At 59.3% G+C, this 12,122-nt stretch carries 7 protein-coding genes; 4 read left to right on the top strand and 3 right to left on the bottom strand.

From position 1 onward, the window contains the following. Positions 1-22: 22 nt before the first annotated feature. Positions 23-1,240 (bottom strand): hypothetical protein, encoded by a 1,218-nt coding sequence (locus R3E77_05545; GenBank protein ID MEZ5498882.1) that lies wholly within the window; start codon positions 1,238-1,240, stop codon positions 23-25. Between the two features lie 217 nt (positions 1,241-1,457). Between R3E77_05545 and R3E77_05540 the strand changes: the two genes are divergently transcribed. From R3E77_05540 to R3E77_05530, 3 genes are all read left to right on the top strand, one after another. After that, positions 1,458-2,726 (top strand): chloride channel protein, encoded by a 1,269-nt coding sequence (locus R3E77_05540; GenBank protein MEZ5498881.1) that lies wholly within the window; start codon positions 1,458-1,460, stop codon positions 2,724-2,726. Between the two features lie 220 nt (positions 2,727-2,946). After that, positions 2,947-6,504 (top strand): hypothetical protein, encoded by a 3,558-nt coding sequence (locus R3E77_05535; protein MEZ5498880.1) that lies wholly within the window; start codon positions 2,947-2,949, stop codon positions 6,502-6,504. A 339-nt stretch (positions 6,505-6,843) separates the two neighbouring features. After that, entirely contained in the window at positions 6,844-7,005 is a 162-nt protein-coding gene (locus tag R3E77_05530) for a hypothetical protein (protein MEZ5498879.1), read from the top strand. A gap of 34 nt (positions 7,006-7,039) precedes the next feature. Here the strand turns inward: R3E77_05530 and R3E77_05525 are convergent, their stop codons facing one another. Continuing rightward, the gene (locus R3E77_05525; protein MEZ5498878.1) at positions 7,040-8,884 is read right to left on the bottom strand and encodes a DUF885 domain-containing protein; all 1,845 of its coding nucleotides are present in this window, start codon (positions 8,882-8,884) and stop codon (positions 7,040-7,042) included. A gap of 66 nt (positions 8,885-8,950) precedes the next feature. Then, positions 8,951-9,640, bottom strand: a complete 690-nt coding sequence (locus R3E77_05520) for a TetR/AcrR family transcriptional regulator (GenBank protein ID MEZ5498877.1) — start codon at positions 9,638-9,640, stop codon at positions 8,951-8,953. 115 nt (positions 9,641-9,755) lie between these two features. Between R3E77_05520 and R3E77_05515 the strand changes: the two genes are divergently transcribed. Further along, positions 9,756-11,978 (top strand): TonB-dependent receptor, encoded by a 2,223-nt coding sequence (locus tag R3E77_05515; GenBank protein MEZ5498876.1) that lies wholly within the window; start codon positions 9,756-9,758, stop codon positions 11,976-11,978. The last annotated feature ends 144 nt before the right edge of the window (positions 11,979-12,122 follow it).

Here is a 12,122-nt window from a genome sequence, read left to right as displayed (position 1 = left end):
GGGTTAGCGACCCAGGCGCATCTCATTCGACCGCAGTCCCCAAAAACGCAATGGCCACACACAAAAGACATAACACCGCAAAACCCAGTGTCCGCGGCACAGCAGCACCGATTCGCCAGCTTCTGGTAGCTGCCAGCAAGCATTGCAACGCGTAATATGCGGCGAACGCGCGCGATGCGTAGCTGATGATCTGAAAAATATCGATCCACCAGGTCATCGCGATACAGAAAATGGCCAGCACGATATAGGCCACCCGGGCGCGGATTCGAGCACCCGATATCTCGTTCACCAGGCCACCATAACCGTTCGTATCCGCGACCGCGGCGCTGAACTGCGACCCCAGCGCCGCCAGTACCAGCAGGGCCGGCAAGACAGGCGCAATTACCGCGGACATATCGATGATTGCGGTCTCGCTGCCGCCGACCTCGCCCGGAGAGAAAATTACGCTGGCGAAACCAATGTAGGCGACGTAGATGAGCGTCGCCATCCATTGCGCCGTGCGCATGGTGCCGACTCGCATCTCGGCCGAATAACTGCCACCCAGGTAACGCGAGGTCTCGAATCCTTGCACCGTAATCAACAGACCGAAAGCCATACGCAGCGCGGCCGCATCGAATTCGCCGTGCCCGTTGCTTGCCAGATCATCGGGAATTCGTTGCAGGATGAAAGCGGCCATGCCTGCCAACAGCCCGCAAATGACCGCGATCTTGACTCCGACCGTGAATTGCTCGGCGCGCTCGAGCCCACGGAAGCCTTTTTGCCACCCAAGCGCGGCGATCATGATCAGTACTGCGGTTGTGACGATCTTGCCAGCAGTCTTTCCGGAAAAATCTGTCAGGCTTACCGCAAATGCACCGAAAAGGTTGAGGTAATAACAAACGGATATGACATAGGCAAAGCAGAGCGCGGTCGTTGCCGTTTTGTCCAGGGTCAACTCGAACGCCGACGGCCGGGGGTCCGGCACCGAATCACTATCGAAGCTGACGATATTGAAGCGAATCGCCGACCCGATCGCATATGCAAATCCGCACAGCCCGAGCATGACCCAGGTTGCATCGCGACCGAACTGTCGCGTCAAAATCGGCGCAAGCACCAGGAATCCGCTACCGATAATGGATGCCAGCGGCGTCACGGTTGCACGCCAATTTGGTGCTCGCAACAGCGCCGGCCGCAACATGAAAACAGCGCAAACCGCACTCACGAGCAACACGGCAATATTGACAGGAGCTGTTTCGTGCACGGGACTTGAGCGCCGCTCACGCAGCTCGATAATTGCTGCAATACTTCACGAAATTCACTATAGCAGCCGCACGCCGGTTCGCAGCGCGAGACCGATGGCTGTTATCCTCCAGGCAACCAGACGACAGACCATGGCCGATACCGAACTAGAGAAATCCGTTACGAAAGCACCCTCTTCGCAGCCCCTTCGGCGTGAACTTCGACGCTGGACACGGCCAATGGCGTGGTTGCGGCGACTGGTGTTCTGGGTGGGGGCGATCAGCACTGGCGCAGTCGCAGTTGCATTTGCGCATGGCGCCGATGAAGCGCAAGCGCTATTCCGGACGCTGACGGAACGTAGCGCAGTCTGGGCCTTTGCCGCACCGCCGCTTGGCCTGGCGTTGATCGTCTGGCTGACCAACCGGTTCTTTTTCGAGGCCCGCGGCAGCGGGATTCCGCAAACCATCGCGGCTTTGCATTTACACCCCGGTGATACCCGTGATCGGCTGCTGTCGTTGCGCAATGCCGCAGGCAAGTTTTTCCTGACGATTGGCGCGCTCGCCTGCGGTGCGTCGGTCGGCCGCGAGGGACCGACCGTGCAGATCGGCGCCGCCATCATGCATTCGCTCGGTCGCGCGGTCCGTTTGCCCGCAGCGGGCGTCAGCCGCGGCTTGATTCTCGCGGGCGGCGCAGCGGGAGTCGCCGCTGCATTCAATACGCCACTCGCCGGCGTCGTGTTTGCGATCGAGGAATTGTCCCGGTCATTCGAACAAAAGACGTCTGGAATCATATTTGCAGCGGTTATCCTTGCTGGCATCACGTCCATTGCGCTTGTTGGCAACTACGCCTATTTCGGCAGTACGACCGCGCTGTTGGCGCACATCCAGGACTGGGTCGTGGTTCCTGTCTGTGGCATAGCGGGAGGCCTCGCGGGTGGCGTATTTGCCCGCGGCATGCTTGTGCTGCGCCGCAGCGTGCCGCACCTCATCGCCAACGTCCGGTGGTTGAATCCCATCACCGTAGCGCTTGCCTGCGGAGTGATATTGGCCGCACTGGGTTGGCTGTCCGATGGCACGACTTTCGGCACCGGCTATGAACAGGCCAGGGAATTGCTGCAGCAGGAAACGCTACCGAACCCCTGGTATGCACTCGAAAAGTTCGCTGCAACACTGGTGTCCTATGCGGCCGGCATTCCAGCAGGAATCTTCGCGCCATCGCTTGCCGTTGGCGCAGGACTCGGGGGATTGATCAGCATGACAACGGACGCAGCGCCCGTCGGCGCCGTGGTCGTGCTGACCATGGCGGCCTACTTCGCAGGAGTCGTACAAGCGCCACTGACTGCGTTGGTCATCGTCAGTGAAATGGTTGGCGAGCGCGCGCTGACCCTACCCTTGATGGCCGCCGCCTTTGTGGGGCGCGGCAGCAGCGCGTTGGTGTGCCGTGAGTCGCTTTACCTGTCGCTGTCGAAGTCTTTTTTGGGCACCCGCCAATTGCAACACGTCGCCTGATACAAGCCCCGATTGATAATCCCTTTCCGCGCCCCTAGTATCGATCCCTAAGGGGAGTGCTCAGGGAATGAGACCTGGATCACGCGAGGCACGCGTTCGCGCGCCGATACAAACCGCAAGGTTACCTGCAAGCAATCAATTTGGCGCGTGGGGGCCCTGGGCGCGGCCCTGCGCCGCATCGCGAATTGGATCGCACATCAAGTCAAGGGTGAATACGGTCATGTCCAACTTCAAGCTGTCCCGTTTTGGCGTGCTGGCTAGTGCAGCAATAATTGCACTGGCGGCGGGTCTGTCGAGTCGCGCAGCGCCTGGAACGTTCTACACCTACGAAGACAACGAGAACAATGCGCTCACGGGCTCGCCAGACGGAGATATGGCTACTGACAGCCTGGTTACCGAGCCGGCGCCGGCGGTCACACTTGGAAACACGAGCCCGATCGCGCCAATCGAATTCAACGTACTGGTCAACACGACGCCAGCGGCGTCGGCAACGCTCACACTCAGAGCCTGGGACGTCGATGAAGAACAGGGCGAGCAGGACGACGTTTATATCAATGGACATTTTCTTGGAAAACTCACGGGCGCCAACAATGTGTGGAGCACGACTGTTTTCCAGATCAGTGATTTGTCCTGGATCAGCACGGGCAACAATCTGGTCGAAGTGCAGATCGACACCTCGGGTGATGCCACAGCATGGGTGACTGCGGTTCGCTGGGCGCAGATCCTGATCGACGGCGGTGCGGCGGACAAAGCAAGCACGGGCTCGGTTGTCATCCAGGGCTGCGCAACACGGACTGCCAACACGGCCGGATGCGCGGTCGACGGCACGGTCGCGACTGGCAACGTGCGCATCGACAGTCATGCCACCGTCAACGCGTTTGTCGCAGGAAACTACCGCCTTGAAGTAAGCATTATCGACCCGACTGGCAATTCGACGTCGGTGCTCACGGACAATTTCAGCGCTACAGCGAATAGCTCGGTAACCCGCACGGTATCGCCAACCTACCCGCTTAATGGCGCGACTGGGACCTACACTGTTCAGTCGCAGCTTTTCTATCTTGACAGCAACAGTTTTCCGGTTCAGCAGGACGTTGCCACGGCAAACTTCCATCACACGCAGAACGTCGGACCGACCGACCTCGACAACGACGGTATCAGCAACACCGACGAAACGGCCCTCGGGACTGACCCGCTGAACGCCGACACCGACGGTGATGGTGAAGACGATGGCGCGGAGATCGGCTCGGACGTCAACAATCCGCTCGACACGGATGGCGATGGACTCATCGACGCGCTCGAATCCTCGCTCACCGATACCGACGGCGACGGCGTCGACGACGAATCGGATCCAGCAAATACCGACCCGTGTGTACCGAATGCAAATTCCCCAGTCTGTCTGGCACTTGACAGCGATGGCGATGGCCTCACCAACGGCGAAGAGGATGCCCTCGGCACGAATCGCAACAATCCTGACACCGATGGCGATGGCATCAGCGACGGCGCGGAAGTCGGCGCAGATCCTGGCCTGCCCATTGACACAGACGGCGATGGCATCATCGACGCGCTGGAGCCCAATAGCGACACGGATGGCGATGGTCTCGCAGACTCGGCGGACGATGACAGCGACAACGACGGCATCCCTGACGCGGTTGAGGCGGGCACGAATCCCATGTCTCCGCTCGACAGTGATGGTGATGGCCTGCCTGATTACCGCGATCGCGACAGCGACGAGGACGGCATCCCCGATGCCCTGGAAGCTGGCAGCGCACCCGCGTTCCCTGTTGATACGGACAATGACGGGCGCCCGGACTATCTCGATCTCGACAGCGACGCGGACGGTATCCCCGATCATCTCGAGGGTGGAGTCAGCGGGACCGACAGCGATGTGGACGGCATAGACGATGCATTCGACGTCGATGTTGTTGGTGGAGCTGATGCCAATGCCGATGGCGTTGCAGACGGCGTAATGCCCCCTGATACCGATGGTGACGGCGCGGAAGACTACCGTGATGTCGACAGCGACAACGATGGCCTGCTAGATACGCTTGAAGCGGACATGAGCGGTGTCGACAGCGATGGCGATGGCATCGACAATACCATCGACACCGACATAACGGGTGGCGCCGACCTCGATGGGGATCTGATCGACGATGCCTACGTCTTGCCCGATACCGATGGCGACTCGGTCCCGGACTTTCGCGATCTCGACAGCGACAACGACAGTATTGCAGACGTCGTCGAAGCGGGTCTCGGCGACGGTAACCGCGACGGCCAGATCGACAACGGCATGAGCCCAGTTGCGGCGGCTCCGGACAGTGACAATGACGGCATCGCGGACTTTCGCGATCTCGACTCGAACAACGATGCGACATTCGACATCGTTGATGCCGGACAGAGCGCACTCGACGGCAACAATGATGGCCGCATCGACTCAACGACGGATAGCGACGGCGATGGCGCGCCCGATGTCGCCGATCCGGCGCCAGCGACTTTTGGCCTGTCACCCGACACGGACGGCGATGGCGTTCCCGATTCGGTCGATCTCGATGCGGACAATGACGGCATTCCCAACGACGTCGAAGGCACAGGTGACTTTGACGCCGATGGCGTACCCGACTGGCTCGATCGCGACAGTGACAACGACGGGCTCAGCGACGCACTCGAAGGCGGCGGAGCAGATGCCGATGGCAACGGAGTGATCGACGGCTATGTCGACAGCAATGCCAACGGCATAGCCGACAGTGTCGAGACCGCATCTGGCGGCCGCCCCCTGCCCTTGCCCGATACGGACAATGACGGCTCACCTGATTACCTCGATCTCGACAGCGATGGCGATGGCATCGCCGACATCGTCGAATCGAATGGCGTCGACGCGAATGGCGATGGATTGGTCGACTCGACGATCGATGCCGATGGCGATGGATTCTTCGATTCGGTCGAAGGCGATGTGCCGGGCGCGGTACCGCAGATCGCTGTTGATACGGACCGCGACGGCCTGCCGGATTATCGGGACCTCGACAGCGATGGCGATGGCATTGCGGACAGTCGCGAAGGTGTCGGCGATTCTGATGGTGACGGCATCCCGGACTATCGCGATCTTGCCGGTAATCTCGAGACCGCCCTGCGCGGTGCAGGCGCTCTCGATACCCTCTGGCTGCTCGGCGCCCTGTTGCTGCTGGCACTGCGCTGGCAGCGGCAGGGAACCGGCGCAATGCTGGTGTTATTCGTCGCGTTGATCTCAACGAGCACGCCCGCCGCACGCGCCGAGGACCACACTGGCGAGTGGTATGCCGGGGTCGACCTTGGCCCGTCACATCTCAAGCCGCGCAACCGCAATGGCGGTTACCGCGTGGACGACACCAGCAGCGCGGGCTTTCGCCTGATTTTCGGCAATCAGCTGGCCAAGCGCTGGTCCATCGAGGCTTTTATTGCGGAACTCGGCGAAGCCGGTATTGCCTCTGATAATCCGCAAGTTGGCCACTTGGGCGAATTGCGCTACCGGATTTTCGGCGCGGGCACAGAGTGGACGCCATTCCGCGATGGACGCGATGCCAAGCTCTATCCAGTATTGAAAGCCGGCCTTGTATACACCAGCAACAGCACGAGCAACGACACGATCCAGTACGACAAGCTCAACGGCGTCGGGATATATGTCGGTATCGCGGGCATCTGGCAGTTCCGGCCAGCCTGGCGCGCGCAGCTGGAGCTGGTGAGCTACGACAAGGATGAGAGGGCAGCGACAATCGGACTGCGCTATTTGTTCGACAGAGGCGATTGATTCGCCGATAACCTCCGGTTTGGCGCAGTAGGAGCCGTCGCGTCAGGCACCGCGATGCTTGCGGCTACCACAACCCGCCATAGGTATTGACGCGAATTCCCCTGGCGGCGCCCAATGCAGATGATCTCCGCACTTGTTTGTTGGAGATATGTCATTCACGCAAAAAGGATTATTTTCGCGACCGCGGTTGCCGGCGCGCTACTGAGCGCTGTAGCAATTGGTCAAGACAAGGGTCCGAAACAGGGCTCCGGACCCGGACCACGAAACCCCGCCACCCAGATGCCGGCTCCCGACCGGGACCAGGTCAGAGATCAGGACCGCATTTATGCGCGCGACTTGATGACCGACGCCGAGCGCGCAGAGTTTCGCAAACGCCTTGCATCGATGAAAACCGTGGAAGAGCGCGTGGCGTATCGGCTCGAGCACCAGGAGCAGATGCACTCGCGTGCGAAGGAGCGTGGCGAGAGCCGCACATTCGGCCTCTGCCAGTGGTTTCGATAGATCGCCGTTGATGGCGACCTCAATGCCAAGCAAGTTACGCTGACCGCGCCCCGTCGATGTATCGACCGACGATCGCTGCGAGAACATCGAGCGGCACGTTCCCGCCTCCGACCACCGCCTGATTGAAATCACGCAGATCGAACATCTTACCCAGCTCTGTCCGGGCGCGCTCGCGAAGCGCGAGTATCTCGGTCTGGCCCACCTTGTAGCCGCAAGCCTGGCCAGGCCAGGAACAATACCGATCGATTTCGCTCTCGGCATTGCTGCGCGGCAGACCAGTGGCGGCAACAAATTCTCCGAGCGCTCGCTCCCGCGTCCATCCCAGCGCGTGCAGACCCGTATCCACGACCAATCGCACCGCCCGCCACGACAGCCCCATCAACAATCCGAGCCGACCTGCTGGATCATCGTCGTACATTCCGAGTTCGTCGGCGAGCTGCTCCGAGTACAACGCCCACCCCTCGGAATACGCATTGAATGCCAGTATCGACCGTATCAGCGGTAACTGCTGCGCATACTCTCCCTGCCATACATGGCCCGGAATGCCTTCGTGAAACATGAGATCGGGAATGGTGACCTTGTTGTGTATCGAAGGATCGCCCAGATTGACCCAGACCTTGCCGGGCACCCGGCCGTCGATCGATCCGGGACCACCATAGGCCGCTGGTGCGCCCGGTTCGGCAGCAAGCGGCAATCGTTTGATCTCCAGGTTGCCACGTGCGAGCTGGCGGAATGCCTGGGGGAGGCGCGGCCGAATCGCGTCAAGCTTCGATTGCATGTAGGCAACGATTTGTGCCCTGCCCTGATCGTTTGCCGGGAACGTATATTCGGGGCGTCGTTGCAGCTCGATCAAGCGCTCGGCTACGGATCCTTGCCTGAGACCCAGCGAAACGAGAATGCCGTCCATGCGCGCCTGCAGTTCGGCAAGCTGCGTCACGCCCATGGCGTGCAGGTCAGCGGGCGAGCGCGTCGTCGTGGTACTCGCGCGTAGCCCCCAGGCGTACCATTCCGGACCCTGAGGTCGCTTCAGGAGCCCCGCATCGGAGGTTGCGCGCTGGCGCTGCCGCTTGATTTCCTCGAGCTGCCGCTCGAGCGCCGGGAGGACGCGCCCTTTGACCAATGCCGTGGCACGTTGAACCCACGGACCCGTGACTGGAGGTTTGGCATCATTGATCTTTCTGGCCAGGGGACCAATCAGTGGACCGTCGGGTAGCGCAGCGTCCTTGATGCTCTTCGAGAGCGCAACGATCGTCTTGTCGAGGAGGAAGTCCGGAGGGACGAGCCCGCGCAACCGTGCCGATTTCATCCGGCCCAGCTCGCCGTCGAGCTGCGCTGGATAGGCATTGAGTCGCGCGAGATAGGCGTCGGCGTCGGCGGCGTCCTGAACCGGCTGGTCGCCCTCGAGCAATTGAGGTAAATCGAGATAACCGCCGACATTCTGGATGACGTTGTAAGGCGTATTGCGCCAGCTGCCGATTGTCGCGACGCCGTAAGGCAGCGACATGCCCTCCAGCGCCGTACCAAACGCACTCGCAACCACCTCAAGACTGACACGCGTCGGAACATCGAGATTGTCGCGCTGCACGCGCTCGATACGGCGAAGCCCATCGACAAGGAATCGGCGCTGACGCGCAACGCCCTCTGCCGAACGGTCGTCAAGCCGGCCGCGCAGCGCGGCGTGTACACCCGTGTCGACTCCGAGCGCCGTGGCCTGGGTAGGATCGAGTTCGAGCAGCTCCCATGCGAGCGCGTCCAGTACGTCTCTGGCAGATTCGTCCGCGGGCGAGTCCGCCGCAGCTGCGGCTCTCGCAACCTGCGCGAGTGCCGCGCTGGCTGCGAACCCGATCAGAACGTCGCGACGAGAATATTTGTTTTTCATGGCAGGTATTGGATCAACCTACCCGCTGCCGGTCAAATCTGATGTATTTCGACCGCCCGGATCAGGCTAAGTCGTACCCGGATTGTCGTTTGGCGCAATGAGTTGGCACGCGGCATCGCGAAAACGCTTGGCGAAATCAGCTGGCAATTGCAATACGTTTTCGTCTAGATCGTAAATGACGTGCAACCCTTCAATCATTGCCGCAAGCACGCCGACGCGGTAGTCGATACCACTTCTACTTGCGCCGGGCAGCAGTGGTTCTATCAGCGGCCTGACATCTGCGCGAAAACGCGCGTACATTTCGTTCCGCAGGTCGCGGACAATCTTGGTGTTCCTTGCCAGACCCCATATCTGAAAAAACAGCGCACGGGTGTCCGAATTCTGGCAGTCGGATATAAGGTAGTCGATGTATGCGCGAAAGCGCGCATGGGGATTGCCTGGAAACCGCGATTGTTCCGAGACCATGGCCTGGTGGTAGGCATCGAGCAGATCCGAAATCAGCGCGCGCATCAGGGCATCCTTGCTGGGAAAGTAATAGGTCAGATTGCCGAGGCTGATGTTGAGATTCTTCGCGATCTTGCGCAGCGACAGACCTGCAAAGCCCGCGTTGATAAGTAGCCGCCGCGCTTCCGCGAGAATTTTCCGCGCCTGTGCCTTGCCACGATTCTGGATGGCCGTTCCGGATTTCAACCCCGTGGCTAACGGTTGCGAATCCTTTTTCTTGCGTGCTTCTGTCCGCAAATCCTTCTGATTCATACCGTTAGACACCCCCGGATTGCGACGATCTGCAATTAGTACGATATTACTAGAATATATCGCGCGACTGTACTAAGATTTTTCTGCGGGTTGTGCTCGCACAGAGGGATCAAGAATGAAAAAGATACGTGGATTGATCAAGGGCCTCATCGTCACTGCCATCTCGTTCTTTGCAGCACTGGCAGTGCCCGCTTTTGCACAGGCGCTCGAGGAAATCACGGTTACTGCCCAGAAACGCGAACAGAATATTCAGGACGTCGGAATTTCGATTACCGCCCTGTCGGCCGACGTTCTCGCCGATATGAGCGTCAGCAGCATGCAGGATATCAGTCAGCAAGTGCCCGGGCTGCAGCTGCAGTCATTCACACCGGCATTTACGATTTTCAATTTGCGAGGCGTATCGCAGAACAACTTCACCGACAATCTCGAGGCGCCGGTCGCCGTGTATGTGGACGACGTCTACTACGCGAGCATGAATGCGATCGGACAGCAGATGTTCGACATGAATCGAGTCGAAGTCCTGCGCGGCCCGCAGGGAACATTGTTTGGCCGCAATGCGACGGGCGGTCTGATTCATTACGTAACACATAAAGCCGACGATACGGAAGCAAATGGGTATCTATCGGCAACTGCTGCAGATTTTGGTACCACCAGCATCGAAGGCGCCGTGGGCGGAGCGTTCACCGACAAGGTTCGCGGTCGCCTGGCCGGTCGCTGGGAACAATCGGACGGCTACACGAAAGCCGGCATCAGCCCATTTACTGATCAAAAGGTCGCAGGACGCGACTCCAACGGCGCAAACGGCTATGCGATGCGCGGATCGCTCCAGATGGACGCAACTGAGCGCACCAAGATTGATCTGTCCGTCTCTTACTCCAAGGACGATGACGTTCCAACAGGCATGTACATCGTCCGTTTTGCGGACTTCGATCCAGCCACCGGTCTCGGCGTTCCTCTGCCAGGCAATACGCCATTTGATGGCGGCACACTTGCCAATGACGTTCACCGGCATGCGTCCGACGAGAATCCGTTCTTCAATCGAAAAGTGACCAGTGTTACTGCAAGAGTCGATTCCGAGCTCGGCAACGGAATGCAGTTCGTCTCCATTTCGAACTACTTGAACCTCGACAAATTCTACCAGGAAGACGCTTGCGGCGGACTGTGCTTTTTCCCGTTCACGACAATTGCCGACTTCGGGCAGTGGTCTCAGGAATTGCGCCTGTCAGGCGATGCGGGCAAGGCGCGCTGGCAAGTCGGCGCGTATTACCTGGATATTTCATCGGACACGCAGAACGTTGTGGAAGGCGCGACAATTACCGGCTCGCCGCTTGGCATCATACAATCATTGATCAATATCGACTCGACCAACTGGTCCGTATTCGGACAAATGGAATACGACTTCACCGACCAGTTGACGTTGATCGCGGGACTGCGCTGGTCTCAGGACGACAAATCACTCGACTTCCTGCAGTACAGCTTCAATATGGAAGACCAAGGCATACCAAGTGGTAGCGTACTATTTGATCTAGACACTCAGGCCGTCGGCCCATTTTCGAATTTACCCACCATTGACTACGGCGACTATGCTGCGCGATTGCAACTGAACTACCACCCGAACGAGGACACCCTGTGGTTTGTGGGCTGGAATCGCGGTATCAAGGGCGGCAATTGGACGGCTGCAGCGGCCGTAACGATCGACGAACTTCAGCACAAGGAAGAAGTGCTCAATTCGATCGAGATGGGATTCAAGACCACATTCGCGAATGGTCGTGCCCGATTGAGCGCAACTGCGTTTTACTACGACTACAAGGACTATCAGGCATTTTCGCTGACCGGGTTGACGCCGCAGGTAACGAACTCCGACGCGACCGCCTCGGGCGGGGAACTCGAATTGGCCTGGACACCGGCGGAAAACTTGAACATCAATCTCGGTGCATCGTTCATCGATTCGAAGGTCAAATTCGTTCCGGCGGTTTTCCCAGGAACGGGTACGTCAAATGCCGAATTCCCTCAGGCACCGTCAGTTAGCCTGAATGCTGCCGTACGCAAGTCGTGGCCCGTCGGTGCGGGGAAGATTGCCGCCCAGGTCGACGGCGCCTGGAGCGCCGATCAGTTCATGGAAGGCACGAATTCGGCCGTATCGGTGCAGAAATCCTATGGTGTAGCGAATTTGAGCCTGAGCTATTCAACGGATAGCTGGTCTGTCACCGGCTGGATGAAGAACGTCACGGATGAAGAATACTTGCTATACAACCTCGACCTCGGCCTCGCTGGCTTCATTGAACAAGTGTATGCGCCGCCGCGACAATGGGGCTTGACGCTTCGCTATACCTGGTAATGCACAGCCGTTGGCGGCACGAATGCAATTGACCCTGGGGCGCAATGGTCGGCGCTCGCGTAACGACCGGGAGAACTACATTGAGGCCTAGCGCACTTGCAAAAATCTGCGTCCTTCTGATATTCGAGGGCTGCCTGGTTGGCT

It is taken from the genome of Steroidobacteraceae bacterium (assembly GCA_041395505.1).
Taxonomy (GTDB): Bacteria; Pseudomonadota; Gammaproteobacteria; order Steroidobacterales; family Steroidobacteraceae; genus JAWLAG01.
The sequence above is the reverse complement of the archived record's forward strand: the minus strand, read 5'-3'. Positions and strand labels throughout refer to the sequence as shown.

Bases quoted from the DNA above. Each gene is read 5' to 3' on its own strand.
- R3E77_05540 (MEZ5498881.1), top strand. From the start codon at position 1,458: ATGGCGTGGTTGCGGCGACTGGTGTTCTGGGTGGGGGCGATCAGCACT.
- R3E77_05535 (MEZ5498880.1), top strand. From the start codon at position 2,947: ATGTCCAACTTCAAGCTGTCCCGTTTTGGCGTGCTGGCTAGTGCAGCA.
- R3E77_05530 (MEZ5498879.1), top strand. From the start codon at position 6,844: ATGACCGACGCCGAGCGCGCAGAGTTTCGCAAACGCCTTGCATCGATG.
- R3E77_05525 (MEZ5498878.1), bottom strand. From the start codon at position 8,884: ATGAAAAACAAATATTCTCGTCGCGACGTTCTGATCGGGTTCGCAGCC.
- R3E77_05520 (MEZ5498877.1), bottom strand. From the start codon at position 9,640: ATGAATCAGAAGGATTTGCGGACAGAAGCACGCAAGAAAAAGGATTCG.
- R3E77_05515 (MEZ5498876.1), top strand. From the start codon at position 9,756: ATGAAAAAGATACGTGGATTGATCAAGGGCCTCATCGTCACTGCCATC.